Genomic DNA, 19,756 nt, shown 5'->3' with positions numbered 1-19,756 from the left:
CCTTAAGGCAGCAAGCTCTTCACGTTGATCGGCTCGGCTTCGTTTTGTGCGGCGCCTTTCGGCTTACCGGCAACGGCCATACCTGCAACACGATAGAAGTTGTAATCAGGGTTTTTACCGGGACCAGAGATCAGCAGATCTTCTTTCTCGTACACCAGGTCCTGACGTTTGAACTCGGCCATCTCGAAATCCGGTGTCAGCTGGATCGCGGTGGTCGGGCAAGCTTCCTCGCAGAGGCCGCAGAAAATGCAGCGCGAGAAGTTGATGCGGAAGAAGTCCGGGTACCAGCGACCGTCTTCGGTTTCAGCTTTCTGCAGCGAGATGCAACCCACCGGGCACGCCACGGCGCACAGGTTACAGGCCACGCAGCGCTCTTCGCCGTCGGGGTCGCGGGTCAGGACAATGCGGCCGCGATAACGCGGCGGCAGGTACACCGCTTCTTCCGGGTATTGCAGGGTGTCGCGTTTGCGAAAGCCGTGACCGAACACCATCACCAGGCTTCGCAACTGGGTACCGGTACCCTTAACGATGTCGCCAATATATTTGAACATGGGTCAAATCCTCACTGAACCGCGCCCGCTGGCGTGTTCAACAACACAACGGCAGCAGTCACCAGCAAATTGATCAGGGTCAGCGGCAGGCAGAAACGCCAGCTGAAATCCATCACCTGGTCATACCGTGGACGCGGGATGGAAGCGCGCAGCAGGATGAACAACATGATGAAGAACGCGGTCTTCAGGAAGAACCAGAAGAACGCCAACTGCGGCAGGATGCCGAACGGACCGTGCCAGCCGCCGAAGAACAGCGTGACCAGCAGGGCCGAGATCAAGATGATGCCGATGTACTCACCCACGAAGAACATGCCCCACTTCATGCCGGCGTATTCAATGTGGTAACCGTCGGCCAGTTCCTGTTCCGCTTCCGGCTGGTCGAACGGGTGACGGTGAGTCACGGCGACGCCAGCAATGAAGAAGGTACAGAAGCCGAAGAACTGCGGAATGATGAACCACAGGTTCTGCGCCTGGTACTCGACGATGTCGCGCATGTTGAACGAGCCCACCTGCACCACGATGCCCATCAGCGCGAGGCCCATGAACACTTCGTAGGACACGGTCTGGGCCGAGGCCCGCAAGCTGCCCAGCAGGGCGAACTTGTTGTTGCTCGACCAACCGGCGAACAGCACCGCGTAGACCGACAAGCCGGCCATGGCGAAGAAGAACAGCAAGCCGATGTTCAGGTCCGCCACGCCCCAGGTCGGGGTGATCGGGATGATTGCGAAGGCAATCAGCAAGGCGCTCATGGCCACGACCGGTGCCAGGGTGAAGATCACCTTGTCGGCAAACGGCGGAGTCCAGTCTTCCTTGAAGAACATTTTCAGCATGTCGGCGGCGATCTGGAACATACCAAACGGGCCAACGCGGTTCGGACCGTAACGGTCCTGCCACCAGCCCAGCAGGCGACGTTCGACGAAGCTGAGCAAGGCGCCCGCCACGACCACGGCCAACAGGATCACGATGGCCTTGACCACCGCGATGATCACGTCGATCACTTCAGGGGTGAACCAGGTCATTGAGCTGCCTCCTGCAGACCGTCAACGGTAAGACCAAAGATCGCCGGAGGAATCCCCGCGAGGCCTTTTGGCAATGCAACCAGGCCAGCACCCAACTCTTCGTTGATGCGCAGCGGCAGACGCAGGGTCTTGCCGGCAACGTTCAAGCTGAGCAGGGCACCGTCGTTGACGCCCAGGCGGTCGGCTTCGGACTTGGCTACGGACACGTAGGCGGCCGGAATGCGCTCTTGTACCGGTGCGGCTTTGGAAGAGGTTTCTTCACTGCCGAACAGGTGGAAGAACGGCACAACCTGCCAGGTACCCTGGGCCGGGTTGAACGGACGCGGAACGCTGGCGAACCAGTTCAGCGAGTCACCGGTGCTTTCGATCAGGCGGGTGCCCGGGTCGCCAGCACGGATGTGACCACCGACTTCGTCCTGGAACTTGTTCCAGGCTTGCGGCGAGTTCCAGCCCGGCGACCAGGCGAAAGGCACCTGCTGACGCGGCTCGACCGAACCCGAGTAACCTTCCATGGAGAAGGCGAACGCGGTGTCGTTGTCTTGCGGCGTACGTGGTTCATGCACGCTGATGTCAGCCCGCATGGCGGTACGCCCGGAGTAACGCAGCGGTTCACGGGCCAGTTTCATGCCCTTGATGCGGAACGCGGCGGACGGTGCAGCGTCGACGATACGGGCCAGTTGCGGTGCAGCGGCGGCTGCGGCAGCGGTCACGTGGTCGAGTTGGGTCCAGTCGATCGGCTGGTTCAGCAGGGTAGCGCGCAGGGCATGCAGCCAGCGCCAGCCTTCGTGAACCAGGATGCTGGCGTCCATGTACTTCGGATCGAACACCTGGAAGAAGCGCTGGGCGCGGCCTTCCTGGCTGACCAGAGTGCCGTCGCCTTCAGCAAAGCTGGCGGCTGGCAGTACCAGGTGGGCGCGGTCGCTGGTGGCGGTTTTCTGGTGATCGGCAACGATCAGCACTTTGGCCGCGTTCAGCGCTGCGTCGACCTTGGCCGAATCAGTGCGGGTGTACAGGTCGTTTTCCAGTACCACGATGGCATCGGCGCTGCCGTCGGTCACGGCTTGCAACGCCGCGTCCAGGGACTCGCCACCGAGCATGGCCAGGCCGAGGCTGTTGGCTTCCGGCACGATCAGGCTGATGGAACCGTTCTTCTCGCGCAGCTTCAAGGCCTTGGCGATGTTGGCAGCGGCTTCGATCAGCGCCTTGGAACCCAACGAGGTACCGGCAATGATCAATGGGCGCTTGGCGGCCAGCAGGGCGTCGGCGATGCGTTTGGCCAGTTCAACGGCTTCAGCGTCCAGGCCTTCAACGGCAGGTGCGCTGGCGTCGAGGGCGTGGGCCACGGCGAAACCGAGGCGGGCCAGGTCGTCGGGCGCGGCGTGTACGCATTCTTCGGCGATGTCGTCGAGCTTGGTTTCAGCCAGGGATGCAATGAACAGTGGGTTCAGCGCGTGCTGGCCGATGTTTTTCACCGCAGCGTCGAGCCATGGCTGGACGCGCATGGCGTCGGCCATGTCTTCGGCCTTGCCTTTCACCGACTGGCGCAGGGACAGGGCCACGCGGGCAGCTGTTTGGGTCAGGTCTTCGCCGAGGACGAAGATCGCGTCGTGGTCTTCGATGTCGCGCATGTTCGGAACCGGCAGCGGGCTGTCGTTCAGAACTTGCAGTACCAGGCGGATACGCTCCAGTTCACCGGCTTCGATACCCGAGTAGAAGTGCTCGGCACCCACCAGCTCGCGCAACGCGTAGTTGCTTTCGAGGCTGGCGCGGGGCGAACCGATACCGACGATGTTGCGACCGCGCAGCAGGTCGGCGGCTTTATCCAGCGCTTCGTCGAGGCTCAGCTTGGCGCCGTCGGCCAGCAGTGGCTGACGCGGGCGGTCTTCGCGGTTGACGTAGCCGTAGCCGAAACGGCCACGGTCGCACAGGAAGTACTGGTTGACCGAACCGTTGAAGCGGTTTTCGATGCGACGCAGTTCGCCGTAGCGCTCGCCCGGGGAGATGTTGCAACCGCTGGAGCAGCCATGGCAGATGCTCGGCGAGAACTGCATGTCCCACTTACGGTTGTAGCGCTCGGAGTGAGTCTTGTCGGTGAACACACCGGTCGGGCAGACCTCGGTGAGGTTGCCCGAGAACTCGCTTTCGAGGGTGCCGTCTTCAACGCGACCGAAGTACACGTTGTCGTGGGCGCCGAACACGCCGAGGTCGGTGCCGCCGGCGTAATCCTTATAGAAGCGCACGCAGCGGTAGCAAGCGATGCAGCGGTTCATCTCGTGGGAAATGAACGGGCCCAGTTGCTGGTTCTGGTGGGTGCGCTTGGTGAAGCGATACCGGCGCTCGTTGTGGCCGGTCATCACGGTCATGTCTTGCAGGTGGCAGTGGCCGCCTTCCTCACACACTGGGCAGTCGTGCGGGTGGTTGGTCATCAGCCATTCGACGACGCTGGCGCGAAACACTTTCGCTTCTTCGTCTTCGATGGAGATCCAGCTGCCGTCGGTGGCAGGGGTCATGCAGGACATCACGATACGACCACGGGTGTCGTTCTCGTCGGTGTACTGCTTGACCGCGCACTGGCGGCAAGCGCCAACGCTGCCAAGGGCGGGGTGCCAGCAGAAATATGGAATGTCGAGGCCTAGCGACAGACACGCCTGTAACAGGTTGTCTGCCCCATCGACTTCGAGCTCTTTGCCGTCTACGTGGATAGTGGCCATGGTTCAAAGTTCTTCGTTGGCCCGGTGTCAGCGGGCGTGGCTAATGGAATCTTGTTATTCATGTGCATCAACACAGCCTTGAAGGCGTCAGCACATGAGAAAGCGAAGGGCACTGACCCTTCGCCTTTTTAAGCGTTACGCGCCGACTACAATCGGCCTTGCCAGAGGCGGGACGGCGGCGCTTTTGGGCGCGATGCCGGCTTCGAACTCCGAGCGGAAGTATTTGATCGCGCTGCCCAATGGCTCCACGGCGCCCGGTGCGTGAGCACAGAAGGTCTTGCCTGGGCCGAGGAAGCCGACCAGACCCAGCAGGGTCTCGATATCGCCGGGCTGGCCTTCGCCTTTCTCGATGGCCATCAAGAGCTTGACGCTCCATGGCAAACCATCGCGGCACGGGGTGCAGAAACCACAGGATTCGCGGGAGAAGAACTGCTCCATGTTGCGCAGCAACGACACCATGTTCACGGTGTTGTCCACGGCCATGGCCAGGCCGGTACCCATACGGGTGCCCACCTTGCCGATGCCGCCGGCGTACATTTGTGCGTCCAGGTGCTCAGGCAGCAGGAAGCCGGTACCGGCGCCGCCTGGCTGCCAGGCCTTGAGGGTGTAACCGTCGCGCATGCCGCCGGCGTAGTCCTCGAACAGTTCGCGTGCGGTCACGCCGAAAGGCAGTTCCCACAGGCCCGGGTTCTTGACCTTGCCGGAGAAGCCCATGAGCTTGGTGCCCATGTCTTCGCTGCCTTCGCGAGCCAACGATTTGTACCACTCCACGCCGTCGCCGATGATCGCCGGCACGTTGCACAGGGTTTCAACGTTGTTCACGCACGTCGGCTTGCCCCACACGCCAACGGCGGCGGGGAAGGGTGGCTTGGAACGCGGGTTGGCGCGGCGGCCTTCGAGGGAGTTGATCAGTGCGGTTTCTTCACCGCAGATATAACGCCCGGCGCCGGTGTGCACGAACAGCTCGAAGTCAAAGCCCGAACCGAGGATATTCTTGCCCAGCAGGCCTGCTGCCTTGGCTTCTTCCACGGCACGGTTCAGGTGCTTGGCGGCGGTGGTGTATTCGCCACGCAGGAAGATGTAGCCACGGTAGGTTTTCAGCGCGCGGGCACTGATCAGCATGCCTTCGATCAGCAGATGGGGCAGTTGCTCCATCAGCATGCGGTCTTTCCAGGTGTTCGGCTCCATTTCATCCGCGTTGCACAGCAGGTAGCGGATGTTGATGGATTCGTCTTTCGGCATCAGGCCCCACTTAACGCCAGTGGGGAAGCCTGCACCGCCGCGGCCTTTGAGGCCTGCGTCCTTGACGGTCTGGACGATGTCGTCCTGGGCCATGTCGGCAAAGGCTTTGCGCGCGGCCGCGTAACCGTTCTTGGCCTGGTACTCGTCAAGCCATACAGGCTCGCCGTCGTCACGCAGGCGCCAGGTCAGCGGGTGAGTCTCGGCCGACCGCTTGATGCGGTTGGCAGGACCGAAGGAAGTCAGGGTCATGGGTAGCCCTCGAGCAATTGGGTGACGCCAGCAGGCTGCACGTCGCCGAATGTGTCGTCGTCGATCATCAACGCCGGCGCCTTGTCACAGTTGCCCAGGCAGCACACCGGCAGCAGCGTGAAGCGGCCGTCCGGAGTAGTTTGGCCAAGGCCGATGCCCAGCTTGTTCTGGATCTCGCTGACCACGGACTCGTGGCCACCGATGTAGCAGACCATGCTGTCGCATACGCGAATGATGTGGCGGCCAACCGGCTGGCGGAAGATCTGGCTGTAGAACGTCGCCACGCCTTCAACGTCGCTGGCAGGGATGCCCAGGATCTCGCCGATGGCGTAGAGGGCGCCGTCGGGCACCCAGCCACGTTCCTTCTGGACGATCTTCAAGGCTTCGATCGACGCCGCGCGCGGGTCTTCGTAGTGATGCAGCTCGTGCTCGATGGCCGAGCGCTCGGTTTCACTCAAGGTGAAACGGTCTGTCTGGATAAGCGTGCTATTCATGCTTAGCGGTCCACGTCGGCCATAACGAAATCGATACTACCCAGGTACGCAATCAAGTCCGCGACCATTTCACCTTTGATCACCGAAGGGATCTGTTGCAGGTGCGGGAAGCTTGGAGTACGAATCCGGGTGCGGTAGCTCATGGTGCCGCCATCGCTCGTCAGGTAATAACTGTTGATACCCTTGGTCGCTTCGATCATCTGGAAGGATTCGTTGGCCGGCATGACCGGGCCCCACGAAACTTGCAGGAAGTGCGTGATCAGGGTTTCGATGTGTTGCAGCGTGCGCTCTTTCGGCGGCGGCGTGGTCAGCGGGTGATCCGCCTTGTACGGGCCTTCCGGCATGTTGCGCATGCACTGTTCGATGATCTTCAGGCTCTGGCGCATTTCTTCGACGCGCACGATGCAGCGGTCGTAGGCATCGCCGTTCGCCGCCAGCGGGACTTCGAATTCGAAGTTCTCGTAGCCGGAGTACGGGCGTGCTTTACGCAGGTCGAAATCGCAGCCGGTGGAGCGCAGGCCAGCACCGGTGACGCCCCATTCCAGGGCCTCTTTGGTGTTGTACTGGGCGACGCCGATGGTCCGGCCCTTGAGGATGCTGTTGTCCAGGGCGGCTTTCTGGTACTCGTCCAGACGCTTTGGCATCCAGTCGATGAATTCCTTGACCAGGCGTTCCCAGCCACGCGGCAGGTCGTGCGCCACACCGCCGATGCGGTACCAGGCCGGGTGCAGGCGGAAGCCGGTGATGGCTTCGATGACCTTGTAGGCGCGCTGACGGTCGGTGAAGGTAAAGAACACCGGGGTCATGGCGCCGACGTCCTGGATATAGGTACCCAGGAACAGCAGGTGGCTGGTGATCCGGAAGAACTCGGCCATCATGATGCGGATGGTGTCGACCTTGTCCGGCACTTTGATACCGGCCAGCTTCTCGACCGAGAGCACGTACGGCAGGTTGTTCATCACACCGCCGAGGTAGTCGATACGGTCGGTGTACGGGATGAAGCTGTGCCACGACTGACGTTCGGCCATCTTCTCGGCACCACGGTGGTGGTAGCCGATGTCCGGTACGCAGTCGACGATTTCTTCGCCGTCCAGCTGCAGGATGATACGGAAGGCACCGTGAGCCGAAGGGTGGTTCGGGCCCAGGTTGAGGAACATGTAGTCCTCGTTGGTGCCGGAGCGTTTCATGCCCCAGTCTTCCGGACGGAAGCGCGCAGCCTCTTCTTCAAGCTGTTGCTTGGCGAGGGTCAGGCTGAATGGATCGAATTCGGTGGCGCGGGCAGGGAAGTCCTTGCGCAGCGGGTGACCTTCCCACGTTGGCGGCATCATGATGCGCGTCAGGTGCGGGTGGCCCGGGAAATCGATGCCGAACATGTCCCACACTTCACGCTCGTACCAGTTGGCGTTTGGCCAGATACCGGTCACGGTCGGAACGCTCAGGTCGCTCTCGGAGAGGGCCACCTTGATCATCACGTCGCTGTTACGTTCCAGCGACATCAGGTGGTAGAACACGGTGAAGTCGGCGCCGCTCGGCAGTCCCTGGCGCTTGGTGCGCAGGCGCTCGTCCACGCCATGCAGGTCATAGAGCATGACGTACGGCTTGGGCAGGTTGCGCAGGAAGCTCAGGACTTCGACGAGCCTGGCACGCGCCACCCACAGCACCGGCATGCCGGTGCGTGTGGCCTGGGCGGTGAAGGCGTCAGGGCCAAAACGGTTATTGAGTTCGACGACCACATCCTGGTCGTCTGCCTTATAAGGCGGGATGTACAGAGCACTGCCTGTAGTCATGGTTTTTTATCGCTTTCGGTCAACGTAAAGAATGAAGCCAGGTTTTCGTTCTATAAAAGAAGCGGTTCTGGATCAGACTTCGTCGGGGCTGCGCAGGTTGGTTACCTGAATACGCTGTTCGCGGCGCTGTTCCTTTTGTGACGGCATCTCGGCGCGGTATACGCCTTGATCTCCGACAACCCAGGAAAGTGGGCGACGCTCCTTGCCAATCGATTCCTGCAGCAGCATCAAGCCTTGCAGAAATGCTTCAGGGCGGGGCGGGCAGCCAGGCACGTAGACGTCCACGGGCAGGAACTTGTCCACCCCCTGAACTACGGAGTAGATGTCGTACATGCCACCGGAGTTGGCGCACGAACCCATGGAGATAACCCACTTTGGCTCGAGCATTTGCTCGTAGAGACGCTGAATGATCGGCGCCATCTTGATAAAGCAGGTACCGGCGATAACCATGAAATCCGCCTGACGCGGCGAGGCCCGGATAACTTCGGCGCCAAAGCGCGCGATGTCGTGGGGCGCCGTGAAGGCGGTGGTCATTTCCACGTAGCAGCACGAAAGACCGAAGTTGTACGGCCACAGGGAGTTTTTACGCCCCCAGTTGACCGCGCCACTCAGCACGTCTTCCAGCTTGCCCATGTAGATGTTTTTGTGGACTTGGTCTTCTAACGGATCGGAAACGGTTTCCCGTTCGCCGATGGGGTACTGCTCGTTAGGAGCATCCGGGTCGATCCTGGTGAGATTGTATTGCATCGCCAAAGCCTCATTGTTTCAGCTTCGCTTGCCGCTTGCGACGAGCTTCCGGAGCCCAGTCAAGGGCGCCCACTCGAAATAGGTAGACAAGGCCTGCCAACAGAATTGCTATGAAAACGAGGGCTTCGACAAATCCGGTCCAGCCGCTTTCGCGGACGGACACAGACCAGGCAAAGAGAAAAAGGGCTTCGATGTCGAAGATCACGAAGAGCATCGCGACCAGATAGAATTTGGCTGAGAGCCGCAAGCGGGCGCCACCTGTAGGTAGCATGCCGGACTCGAACGGTTCGTTTTTGCTGCGGCCCCAGGCTTTTGACCCGAGGAGGCTGGAGACGCCGAGCATGAAGGCGCAGAGGCCGACGACACCGAGGAGGAAAATGGCAAAGCCCCAGTTGTGGGCCATGAGTCCTGTCGCTTCGGTCATGCTGGAAATCCTTAACAGAGAGCAAAGGTCTCTGAGCTCGAAAAAGTAACGATGCAGTGACGATATGTCGCAGCGCAATCAATCGCGGTGATTTTATGGCTAAACACCGGGCAAGTAAAATTCCTATAGCGAAATTATTCGATGGAATAAGGGCATAGTGCACCTTCTTGGGGCTGTAGGCCTTGTAGGGCGGGCATTAGCGGGCATTTCACCAATTATGTTTTGTTTAAGCTGTAAAGAAGTTTTCATGCTCTAAATGATAATGAATATTGTTTGCGTGGGTTTTAAACAGCTGTTCGGGGTTTAACGGGGGAAGTTGCTGTTACTTGTGTGGGTGATGCTAGTTGGTAAAGCGGATCTTTTAACTGGTTTTGTAGGTGGGGGTACCGCTCTGAATCAATGTTTTGATCGAAAATGGGGGTGGGGGGTGTACATATCCGTTGCTGCGGTAACGGCTGCTTATGGTTCCGCTCTTACAGCGGGTCACTTTTGGCAAACGCCCGGAATGCCGGCCCAGCCAAAAGTAACCAAAAGGTCTTTGCCCCACCACTCGGTGCCTCGCTTAGGCTCGGCATGCCGGAACGAAGGCCCGTTTCCGCGGGCCGCTCCACCGTGCCTACTTGCGGCCATCGTGGTTAACGGGGCCCGCAGATCAAGATCAAAAGCAGATCAAGAGCACGGCGGCCTGAAAGCCGACCTGAGTGGTAGAAGCAAAGGCAAAAGCCGCTTTTCTGTAGGAGCTGGCTTGCCGGCGATGCGGACAACTCGGTCTTTCAGATACACCGAGGCGATGCCATCGCCGGCAAGCCAGCTCCTACAGTGGACCGTGGTCGTTTTAGATTTTGATGTTGCCTTTGCTTCACCACACTCAAGCCGGCCTGTAGGCCGCTGTGCTTTTGCTGTTGATCTGCTTTTGATCTTGATCTTAGGCGGCCCGCTTCGTGCTGCCTGCGTTCGGGCACACCGAGCCTAGGCGAGGTGCCGAGTGGTGGGGCAAGAGCGTTTTGCTTACTTTTGCGCTCTTCAAAAGTGAGCCGCTGTAAGAGCGGAACCCATATCGGCCGTTACAAAAACAACGGATATGTACACCCACCCACCCACGCCCACAAAAAAACCTTGGCCAAACCAGTCACCCAAGTTGAAAGCTTTGACCATTGCCCGCCCAGCCCTCTAGAGCGACTATTTCACCGGTCTACGTACCCATCCTGAAAACAAAAAAACACACAGGGATTTGAAGCGATGCGTGATTACTCGGCTGCCACCACCCAATTCAACTACCAACACACCGTCGACGCCGCCCTGTCGGGCAACCTGCAGGCACTCAACGCCTGTGTCGAATGTTGCGACCGCCACGCATTACCCGGCCGCATCGCGCTGTTCTGGGAGGGCAAGGACGGCCGCAGCGCCACCTCCACCTTCACCCAATTGCAAGACCAGGCCGCCCGCTTCGCCAACTTCCTCCTGGCCCAGGGCGTAAAGCCCGGTGACAAGGTCGCCGGCCTGCTGCCACGTACCGCCGAGTTACTGGTTGTCGTCTTCGCCACCTGGCGCATCGGCGCGGTCTATCAGCCGCTGTTCACCGCCTTCGGCCCCAAGGCCATCGAACACCGCCTGACCAGCTCAGGCGCCGCACTGGTGGTGACCGACGCAGTAAACCGCCCCAAGCTCATGGAAGTAGCCGACTGCCCAACCATCGTCACCGTCGCCGGCCCTCAGGGCGAAGGCATCGTGCGCGGCGATTTCAGCTTCTGGGCCGAACTGCCCAACTATTCCAACGCCTGCGAGCCGGTGCTGCTGGGCGCCGAAGATCCATTCCTGCTGATGTTCACCTCCGGCACCACCGGCCCCTCCAAAGCCCTGGCCGTACCGCTCAAGGCCATCGTCGCGTTCCAGAGCTACACCCGCGACGCCGTGGACCTGCGCCCCGAAGACGCATTCTGGAACGTCGCCGACCCAGGCTGGGCCTACGGCATCTATTTCGGCGTCACCGGGCCGTTGTCCATGGGCCACCCGATCACCTTCTACGATGGCCCGTTCACCCTCGAAAGCACCTGCCGCGTCATCAATAAATACGGGATCACCAACCTCACCGGTTCCCCGACGGCCTACCGCCTGCTGATTGCCGGCGGCGAGCAGTTCGCCAAGTCGATCAAGGGCAAGCTGCGCATTGTCAGCAGCGCCGGCGAGCCATTGAACCCGGAAGTGATCCGCTGGTTCGCCGACAACCTCGGCGTGACCATACACGACCACTATGGCCAGACCGAGCTGGGCATGGTGCTGTGCAACCATCACGGCCTGGAGCACCCGGTGCACGTCGGTTCCGCCGGCTTTGCCTCGCCGGGCCACCGCATCGTGGTGCTGGACGACAACCATCAGGAACTGCCGGCCGGCCAGCCGGGCATCCTCGCCATCGACCGCGAGCAATCGCCGATGTGCTGGTTCGCCGGCTACGACGGGGTCAAGACCAAGGCCTTTGTCGGCAAGTACTACCTCAGCGGCGATACGGTGGAGCTGAACCCCGACGGCAGCATCAGCTTTGTCGGGCGCAGCGACGATGTGATCACCACCTCCGGCTACCGTGTAGGCCCGTTCGACGTGGAAAGCGCGTTGATCGAGCACCCCGCAGTCGTGGAAGCCGCGGTGGTGGGCAAGCCATGCCCGGAGCGCACCGAGATCGTCAAAGCCTTTGTGGTGCTCAGCGAGCAATACCGCGCCGAGCCGGCCCTGGCCGAAGAGCTGCGCCAGCACGTGCGCAAGCGTCTGGCCGCCCACGCGTACCCACGGGAAATCGAATTTGTCAGCGAGCTGCCCAAGACCCCGAGCGGCAAGCTGCAACGCTTCATTTTGCGTAATCAGGAAATTGCCAAGGCCCAGGCGGCCACGGCGTGACCCCCTTTTCAAGGAAACAGTGATGCAGATTGAGAACAAGGTTTTTCTGGTCAGCGGTGGCGCTTCCGGCCTCGGCGCGGCGACGGCCGAGATGCTGGTGGCGGCCGGTGCCAAGGTGATGCTGGTGGATTTGAACGCCGACGCGGTCGCCGCCCAGGCGCAGAAGCTCGGCGGGCAGGCCCGCAGCGTCGTCGCGGACATCAGCCAGGAAGCCGCCGCCGAAGCGGCCGTGCAGGCCACCGTGGCCGCCTTTGGTGGTTTGCATGGGTTGGTCAACTGCGCCGGCGTGGTCCGTGGCGAGAAGATCCTCGGCAAAAATGGCCCGCACGTATTGGCCAACTTCGCCCAGGTGATCAACGTCAACCTGATCGGCAGCTTCAACCTGCTGCGCCTGGCCGCAGCGGCCATCGCTGAAACCGAGGCAAATGCCGACGGCGAGCGCGGTGTGATCATCAACACCGCTTCGGTGGCGGCCTTTGACGGCCAGATTGGCCAGGCAGCCTATGCCGCCTCCAAGGGCGCGATCGCCAGCCTGACCTTGCCCGCCGCCCGTGAGCTGGCGCGCTACGGGATTCGGGTGATGACCATCGCCCCCGGCATTTTCGAAACACCGATGATGGCCGGCATGACGCCAGAAGTGCGCGAGTCCCTGGCCGCCGGCGTGCCATTCCCGCCGCGCCTGGGCAAGCCGGGCGAGTACGCCGCGCTGGTGCGGCATATCATTGAAAACAGCATGCTCAACGGCGAGGTGATCCGTCTCGACGGTGCCTTGCGCATGGCGGCCAAATAAGGAGATTTTTCATGACTGATCCAATCGTTATTGTCAGCGCAGTACGTACGCCCATGGGCGGGTTCCAGGGCGACCTCAAGGGCCTGACTGCCCCGCAACTGGGTGCGGCGGCGATACGTGCTGCGGTCGAACGTGCCGGTATCGCCACCGATGCGGTGGACGAAGTGCTGTTCGGTTGCGTACTGCCGGCCGGTCTCGGCCAGGCGCCTGCACGCCAGGCGGCACTGGGCGCAGGCCTGGATAAATCCACCCGCTGCACCACCCTCAACAAGATGTGCGGCTCCGGCATGGAGGCCACCATCCTGGCCCATGACTCGCTGCTGGCGGGCAGTGTGGAGGTGGTGATCGCCGGTGGCATGGAGAGCATGTCCAACGCCCCGTACCTGCTGGACCGCGCTCGCAGCGGCTACCGCATGGGCCACGGCCGGGTGCTCGACCACATGTTCCTCGACGGCCTCGAAGACGCCTACGACAAGGGCCGCCTGATGGGCACCTTTGCCGAGGACTGCGCCGAGCACAACGGTTTTTCCCGCGAGGCCCAGGACGCGTTCGCCATTGCGTCCCTGACCCGCGCGCAACAGGCGATCACCGACGGCAACTTCATTGCCGAAATCGTCCCGGTGCAGGTCACCGTGGGCAAGGAACAGAAAACCATCACCCACGACGAACAGCCGCCCAAGGCCAAGCTGGACAAGATCGCTACCTTGAAGCCGGCCTTCCGCGAAGGCGGCACCGTGACGGCGGCCAACTCCAGCTCGATTTCCGACGGTGCGGCGGCGTTGCTGCTGATGCGTGAATCCGAAGCCCACAAACGCGGGCTCAAGCCGCTGGCGGTGATCCACGGCCACGCAGCCTTTGCCGACGAGCCAGGCCTGTTCCCGGTGGCACCGGTGGGTGCGATCCGCAAACTGATGACCAAGACCGGCTGGAACCTCGATGAGGTCGACCTGTTTGAAATCAACGAAGCCTTCGCCGTGGTCAGCCTGGTGACCATGAGCAAGCTGGAGATTCCCCACAGCAAGGTCAATATCCACGGTGGTGCCTGCGCCCTGGGCCATCCGATCGGTGCGTCCGGTGCGCGGATCCTGGTGACCCTGCTCTCGGCCCTGCGCCAGAAAGGCCTCAAGCGCGGTGTTGCGGCGATCTGCATCGGCGGCGGTGAAGCCACGGCCATGGCCGTTGAATGCCTGTATTAAGGAACACCTATGCTCCCGAATGACGAACAACTGCAGATCCGCGAAGCCGCCCGGCAATTTGCCCAGGAGCGGCTCAAGCCCTTCGCCGCCGAGTGGGACCGCGAACACCGGTTTCCCAAGGAAGCCATCGGTGAAATGGCCGAGCTGGGCTTTTTCGGCATGCTGGTTCCGGAACAATGGGGTGGCTGCGACACCGGCTACCTGGCCTACGCCATGACCCTGGAAGAAATCGCCGCCGGCGATGGCGCCTGCTCGACCATCATGAGCGTGCACAACTCCGTGGGCTGCGTGCCGATCCTCAAGTTCGGCACTGACCAGCAGAAAGAGCAATTCCTCAAGCCCCTGGCCAGCGGTGCGATGCTCGGCGCGTTTGCCTTGACCGAGCCCCAGGCCGGTTCCGACGCCAGCAGCCTGAAAACCCGCGCCCGGCTGGAAGGCGATCACTATGTATTGAATGGCTGCAAACAGTTCATCACCTCCGGGCAAAACGCCGGGGTCGTGATTGTGTTCGCCGTCACCGATCCGGCCGCCGGCAAACGGGGCATCAGTGCGTTTATCGTGCCTACCGATTCGCCGGGCTACAGCGTGGCACGGGTCGAGGACAAACTCGGCCAGCACGCTTCCGACACCTGCCAGATCCTGTTTGAGGACGTGAAGGTGCCGGTGGCCAATCGCTTGGGCGAGGAGGGCGAAGGCTACCGGATCGCCCTGGCCAACCTTGAAGGCGGACGCGTCGGTATTGCCTCCCAGGCAGTGGGCATGGCGCGGGCGGCGTTCGAGGCTGCGCGGGATTACGCCCGCGAGCGGGAAAGCTTTGGCAAGCCGATCATCGAGCACCAGGCCGTGGCGTTCCGCCTGGCGGACATGGCGACGCAAATCGCGGTCGCCCGGCAGATGGTGCATTACGCCGCCGCCCTGCGTGACAGCGGCCAGCCGGCGCTGGTGGAAGCATCCATGGCCAAGCTGTTTGCTTCGGAAATGGCCGAAAAGGTCTGCTCGCAAGCATTGCAAACCCTCGGCGGTTACGGTTACCTGAGCGACTTTCCCCTGGAGCGGATCTACCGCGATGTGCGGGTCTGCCAGATTTACGAAGGCACCAGCGATATTCAACGCATGGTCATTTCACGCAATCTCTGAGGAGCATCTATGAGTTACGAAACCATTTTGCTGGACGTCCAGGGCCGTGTCGGGCTGATCACCCTCAATCGCCCACAGGCGCTGAACGCCCTCAACGCACAGTTGGTCAGCGAGCTGAACCAGGCGCTGGACAGCCTGGAAGCCAACCCGGAAATCGGCTGCATCGTGCTTACCGGCTCGAAAAAAGCCTTTGCCGCCGGCGCCGACATCAAGGAAATGGCCGAACTGACCTATCCGCAGATCTATCTCGATGACCTGTTCAGCGACAGCGACCGCGTGGCCAACCGCCGCAAGCCGATCATCGCTGCCGTTAACGGTTTTGCCCTGGGGGGCGGGTGTGAGCTGGCGTTGATGTGCGACTTTATCCTGGCCGGTGACAACGCCAAGTTCGGCCAGCCGGAAATCAACCTCGGCGTGCTGCCGGGCATGGGCGGCACCCAGCGCCTGACCCGCGCCGTGGGCAAGGCCAAGGCCATGGAAATGTGCCTGACCGGGCGGTTTATCGACGCGGTGGAAGCCGAGCGTAGCGGGATTGTCGCGCGGATCGTGCCGGCGGATGAGCTGCTGGATGAAGCGCTGAAAGTCGCGACCCTGATCGCCAGCAAGTCGGTGCCCATCAGCATGATGGTCAAGGAAAGCGTCAACCGCGCGTTTGAAGTGAGCCTGTCTGAAGGTGTGCGCTTTGAGCGCCGGGTGTTCCACGCGGCATTTGCCACGCTGGACCAGAAGGAAGGGATGGCGGCGTTTGTGGCCAAGCGCACGCCGGAGTTCAAGGACAAGTAAAAAGGCAGATCAAAAATATGGGAGCTAATAAGCTCCCATATTTTTTAGTAAAGTCAGCTAGTTACAGCTGATAGTTCTTCAATTCTCTAGCAATCACCATCCGCTGGATCTCGCTGGTGCCTTCGTAGATCTGGGTAATCCGCGCATCCCGGTAGTAACGCTCCACCGGGTAATCCTCCAGATAGCCATAACCCCCATGAATCTGCATCGCGGACGAGCACACCTTCTCGGCCATTTCCGAGGCAAACAGCTTGGCCTGGGACGCTTCCGACAGGCACGGCTTGCCGGCACTGCGCAAGCGGGCGGCATGCAGGATCAACAAGCGCGCAGCGTTGAGGCGGGTTTGCATATCGGCCAGCAGGTTGGCCACGCTCTGGTGCTCAATGATCGCCTTGTCGAACTGCACCCGGTCACGGGCATAGGCCAGTGCCGCTTCAAAGGCGGCCCGGGCGATCCCCAGGGCCTGGGCGGCAATCCCGATGCGCCCGCCTTCAAGGTTGGACAGGGCGATGGCCAGGCCTTTGCCGCGTTCGCCCAGCAGGTTGGCTTCAGGCACGGTGCATTGGTTGAGCGTGACGGCGCAGGTGTCGGAGGCACGAATGCCCATCTTGTGTTCGGTACGGTCGACCACGAAGCCCGGGGTGCTGGTGGGCACGAGGAATGCCGAGATGCCTTTCTTGCCCAGGTCCGGGTCGGTCACTGCAAACACGATCGCCAGTTTGGCGCGCTTGCCGTTGCTGACAAATTGCTTGGCGCCGTTGATGACCCACTGGCCGTCCCGCAGTTCGGCGCGGGTACGCAGGTTGTGGGCTTCTGAACCGGCCTGGGGCTCGGTGAGGCAGAAGCAGCCGATGGCCTGGCCGCTGGCCAGTTCGGCCAGCCAGGTTTCCTTCTGCTCCTGTGAGCCGTAGTTGAGGATTGGCCCGCAACCCACTGAATTATGGATACTCATCAGGGCGCCGGTGGCGCCGTCACCGGCAGAAATCTCTTCTACCGCCAGTGCGTAGGCCACGTAGTCGACGTAAGTGCCGCCCCATTCCTCGGGGACCACCATGCCCAGCAACCCCAGCTCGCCCATCTTGGCCACCAGGGCATCGTCAATCCAGCCGGCCTTTTCCCACGCCTGGGCGTGAGGCGCAATTTCGCCACGGGCAAAGTCCCGAGCCATGTCGCGAATCATTACCTGTTCTTCAGTAAATTCAATATCTTGCATGACTTAGTTCTCGTTCTTATCGAAGTCGCGGAAGAAGCTCTCGACATGATCAGCCTCCAACGCCTGGAGGGTCGGAGGGTTCCAGCGAGGGGTTTTGTCCTTGTCGATCAGCAGGGCGCGCACGCCTTCAATCAGGTCGCCCCGGGCGAACCATTGGCGGTCCAGGTGCAATTCCAGGGCGAAGCACTGCTCCAGGTGCAGATGACGGCCACGGCGCAGCATCTGCAGGGTGACGGCCATGGCCAGGGGCGAGCGGGTTTGCATCAGGCTGGCGGTGGTCAATGCCCAGTCATGGCTGTCGGCGACGGTGACTTGCTGCAACTGCTCGACGATGCTCGGTACGTCCGGCAAGGCAAAGAAGTGATCGATAGCCGGGCGAAGTGCGGCCAGTGGCGCATCGGGCAATTGCTGCACGGCCAGGCCGGCCAGCAGGCCTTGCAGGTCCTTGAGGGGTGAATCGTGCCATTTCAGGCGGTCCAGGCGCTGATCGAGCTCGCTCAGCTTGGCGCTGTCGAGGTACCAGTCGGCAAGCCCGCAATACAGGGCGTCGGCCGCCCGGATCTGCACGCCGGTCACACCGAGGTAGATCCCCAGTTCGCCGGGAATACGCGGCAGGAAGTAGCTGCCGCCCACGTCAGGGAAATAGCCGATGGCCACTTCCGGCATCGCCAGGCGGCTGCGTTCGGTGACCACTCGCAGGTCGGCGCCTTGCACCAGGCCCATGCCGCCACCGAGGACAAAGCCGTCCATCAACGCCAGGACTGGCTTGCGGTAGTGGTGAATGGCGAGGTCGAGGGCGTATTCCTCGACGAAGAAGTCTTCATGGAGGGTGTCGCCGCTCTTGAAGCTGTCGTACAACGAACGAATGTCGCCGCCAGCGCAGAAGGCTTTTTCCCCGGCACCGCGCAACACCACGGCGTGCACCTGGGGGTCGTTTGCCCAAGCCTGCAAATGCCGGCTGAGGCTGCGGACCATGTCCAGGGTAATGGCATTCAGGCCGGCGGGGCGATTGAGGGTCAGGTGACCTATGTGGTTGCGGACTTCAGCCAGGACCTCGTCATGCACGATCCCGGCGCTGCTTGCCTCGGATGAAACCTGAGCAGTCATCTCTAACTCCCTGCTTTTATTGTTCTTTATCAAGATGTTCGCGGGCGAACCATCTCGCGATCGTACCAGTGCAAATTTGCCAAGTACAAGTCGGAATCCTGCAGGTCGTTTTTGCATTTTTGCATGAGGGACGGCATCACCCCTGGCGTTGGAAAACCGCCCCGATTGCACGCCGCCGGGCATACCGCTCGCTGGCCTGGATCAGCTCTTCCAGCTCCTGTGGGGTCACATCCACGAACTGCTCGCGCTCGGCCAATGCCTGCTTGAGGTCTTCGGCGCTGATGCCGGGGGTGTCGGTGACCGTTGCCATAAAGTTCGGCGCGGCAGCTTCGCTGGCGCCTTTGGGGTAACGCGTGCGTGTCGCGTTGTTGTACGCCAGGGCGCACGCGAGCAGGGCGGCGGCGCCCAGCATGACCGCGGCCACTTCCTGCCAGCCCAGGGCGATGGAGGCGGGGTCCGCCAGCACCAGGCTCATGGCCAGCCCACCCGCAGGCGGGTGCAGGCAACGTAGCCAGCAGATCAGGATCACGGTCATCCCGGCGGCCAGGCACGCGCTGCCCAGGGTACGTCCCAGCACCCGGGCCACCAGCAAGGCAACAATGGCGGCACACAAGTAGCTGCCGATGATCGACCAGGGTTGCGCCAACGCGCCCGATGACACGGCAAACAGCAACACGGCCGATGCTCCGAGCGGGCCGATGAGGTGCAACGCCACCTCCATGCCGAATACTTGGGCACACACCCAGACACTGAACAGCGTGCCCAGGGCCATGCCGACGGCGGCGCGGCTCCATTCGGCGGGGCGGGTATTGACGGCAGCGGGTAACCAGCGAGCAAGCATTAACGGGAGATCCATAAAACGGGCGAAAAAAAAGGCTTGTCTGGTTTCCCGGAAAAGCCCTTCAAAAAAGTTCCTGCATTTGGGGGAGGAACCTGCGCAGTGTGCCCATCGAGCAAGGTTGCCGCCAATGCATATTAATGCAGGTCAAATGCAGTATTTTTGCAGTTAACCGGTCTCAGCCAAAGGGTATCAACCCGGTTGGGCGTTGCAGGGGGCTACTGATCTTGCCCAGCACCCGGTCATTGGTTTCCTCGTTGATCAGCAGGTTCTGTACGTTCTCCCTCAATGATGGATTGTTGGCCAGCGGCCCCTTGAGCACCACCAGCGCATCGCGCAGTTCCATCAGCCGATCCAGTTTGGGAATGGCGACGTAGCCGACATTGACCTGTGCAGGCGCTGTCTGGTCTGTGGGTGGCAAACCTGTCGCAACAGAGGGGTCGGGCAATGGTTGATCGGACACGGAGCATTCCTCTAGATGAAATAAACGGCAGGTTAAATGCTGTTTAAACTTATTTATTGTTATTGCAGCTCTGTCTATAACGGGCGTTTTTTTGTTTCTTTCAATATTGTCATGAA

Annotated in this window: 17 protein-coding genes; 5 read left to right on the top strand and 12 right to left on the bottom strand. The window is 61.3% G+C overall.

Annotation, left to right across the window (positions count from 1 at the left end):
* Window positions 1-2: 2 nt before the first annotated feature.
* The 8 genes from nuoI to M2400_RS08755 all read right to left on the bottom strand — a co-directional run bounded on the left by nuoI (window position 3) and on the right by M2400_RS08755 (window position 9,224).
* Window positions 3-551: an NADH-quinone oxidoreductase subunit NuoI gene (nuoI, locus tag M2400_RS08790; protein WP_003174725.1), complete on the bottom strand. Its 549-nt coding sequence runs from the start codon at window positions 549-551 to the stop codon at window positions 3-5.
* 11 nt (window positions 552-562) lie between these two features.
* Entirely contained in the window at window positions 563-1,570 is a 1,008-nt protein-coding gene (gene nuoH / locus M2400_RS08785; RefSeq protein ID WP_003219563.1) for an NADH-quinone oxidoreductase subunit NuoH, read from the bottom strand.
* Window positions 1,567-4,281 carry an NADH-quinone oxidoreductase subunit NuoG gene (gene nuoG / locus M2400_RS08780; protein WP_259195670.1) on the bottom strand — a complete coding sequence of 905 codons (2,715 nt, stop codon included), beginning with the start codon at window positions 4,279-4,281 and terminating at the stop codon, window positions 1,567-1,569. The genes nuoH and nuoG overlap by 4 nt, the downstream gene beginning before the upstream one ends.
* Window positions 4,282-4,416: 135 nt before the next feature.
* Entirely contained in the window at window positions 4,417-5,772 is a 1,356-nt protein-coding gene (gene nuoF, locus M2400_RS08775) for an NADH-quinone oxidoreductase subunit NuoF (protein ID WP_177075795.1), read from the bottom strand.
* Entirely contained in the window at window positions 5,769-6,266 is a 498-nt protein-coding gene (gene nuoE, locus M2400_RS08770; protein WP_003174721.1) for an NADH-quinone oxidoreductase subunit NuoE, read from the bottom strand. Before nuoE ends, nuoF begins: the two co-directional genes overlap by 4 nt.
* A 2-nt stretch (window positions 6,267-6,268) precedes the next feature.
* Window positions 6,269-8,053 carry an NADH-quinone oxidoreductase subunit C/D gene (gene nuoC, locus M2400_RS08765; protein WP_177042661.1) on the bottom strand — a complete coding sequence of 595 codons (1,785 nt, stop codon included), beginning with the start codon at window positions 8,051-8,053 and terminating at the stop codon, window positions 6,269-6,271.
* A 72-nt stretch (window positions 8,054-8,125) separates the two neighbouring features.
* Window positions 8,126-8,800 (bottom strand): NADH-quinone oxidoreductase subunit B family protein, encoded by a 675-nt coding sequence (locus tag M2400_RS08760; protein WP_003219572.1) that lies wholly within the window; start codon window positions 8,798-8,800, stop codon window positions 8,126-8,128.
* Window positions 8,801-8,810: 10 nt separating this feature from the next.
* A complete protein-coding gene (locus M2400_RS08755) occupies window positions 8,811-9,224 on the bottom strand; it encodes an NADH-quinone oxidoreductase subunit A (protein WP_003219575.1) in 414 nt (137 codons plus the stop codon).
* A gap of 1,239 nt (window positions 9,225-10,463) precedes the next feature.
* On the opposite strand from M2400_RS08755, the gene M2400_RS08750 reads away from it, so the two are divergent.
* Genes M2400_RS08750 through M2400_RS08730 form a run of 5 tightly spaced genes read left to right on the top strand, consistent with a single transcriptional unit; the run spans window position 10,464 to window position 16,019 of the window.
* Entirely contained in the window at window positions 10,464-12,113 is a 1,650-nt protein-coding gene (locus tag M2400_RS08750; protein WP_177077802.1) for an AMP-binding protein, read from the top strand.
* Window positions 12,114-12,135: 22 nt separating this feature from the next.
* Window positions 12,136-12,903 (top strand): SDR family NAD(P)-dependent oxidoreductase, encoded by a 768-nt coding sequence (locus tag M2400_RS08745; protein WP_259195673.1) that lies wholly within the window; start codon window positions 12,136-12,138, stop codon window positions 12,901-12,903.
* Between the two features lie 11 nt (window positions 12,904-12,914).
* Complete coding sequence (locus tag M2400_RS08740; protein WP_177044262.1) at window positions 12,915-14,099, top strand: acetyl-CoA C-acyltransferase; 1,185 nt, start codon at window positions 12,915-12,917, stop codon at window positions 14,097-14,099.
* A gap of 9 nt (window positions 14,100-14,108) precedes the next feature.
* On the top strand, window positions 14,109-15,236 hold the full coding sequence (locus M2400_RS08735) for an acyl-CoA dehydrogenase (RefSeq protein ID WP_177044263.1): 1,128 nt from the start codon (window positions 14,109-14,111) through the stop codon (window positions 15,234-15,236).
* 9 nt (window positions 15,237-15,245) lie between these two features.
* Entirely contained in the window at window positions 15,246-16,019 is a 774-nt protein-coding gene (locus tag M2400_RS08730) for an enoyl-CoA hydratase (protein WP_177121076.1), read from the top strand.
* A 61-nt stretch (window positions 16,020-16,080) separates the two neighbouring features.
* Here M2400_RS08730 and M2400_RS08725 read toward each other — a convergent pair whose 3' ends face one another.
* The 4 genes from M2400_RS08725 to M2400_RS08710 form a co-directional block, all read right to left on the bottom strand.
* Window positions 16,081-17,232 (bottom strand): acyl-CoA dehydrogenase family protein, encoded by a 1,152-nt coding sequence (locus M2400_RS08725; RefSeq protein WP_177044265.1) that lies wholly within the window; start codon window positions 17,230-17,232, stop codon window positions 16,081-16,083.
* Window positions 17,233-17,235: 3 nt separating this feature from the next.
* Window positions 17,236-18,339, bottom strand: coding sequence for an enoyl-CoA hydratase/isomerase family protein (locus tag M2400_RS08720; RefSeq protein ID WP_177044266.1), 1,104 nt, complete (start codon window positions 18,337-18,339; stop codon window positions 17,236-17,238).
* A 136-nt stretch (window positions 18,340-18,475) separates the two neighbouring features.
* Window positions 18,476-19,180 carry an HPP family protein gene (locus tag M2400_RS08715; protein WP_177044267.1) on the bottom strand — a complete coding sequence of 235 codons (705 nt, stop codon included), beginning with the start codon at window positions 19,178-19,180 and terminating at the stop codon, window positions 18,476-18,478.
* A gap of 175 nt (window positions 19,181-19,355) precedes the next feature.
* The gene (locus M2400_RS08710; protein WP_256348133.1) at window positions 19,356-19,535 is read right to left on the bottom strand and encodes a type VI secretion system contractile sheath small subunit; all 180 of its coding nucleotides are present in this window, start codon (window positions 19,533-19,535) and stop codon (window positions 19,356-19,358) included.
* Window positions 19,536-19,756: the final 221 nt, after the last annotated feature.

Origin of the sequence: Pseudomonas sp. BIGb0558 (assembly GCF_024807515.1) — a bacterium.
Lineage (GTDB): Bacteria > Pseudomonadota > Gammaproteobacteria > Pseudomonadales > Pseudomonadaceae > Aquipseudomonas > Aquipseudomonas yamanorum_A.
Note: the sequence above shows the minus strand (reverse complement) of the source record. Positions and strands in the feature narration are given on the sequence as shown.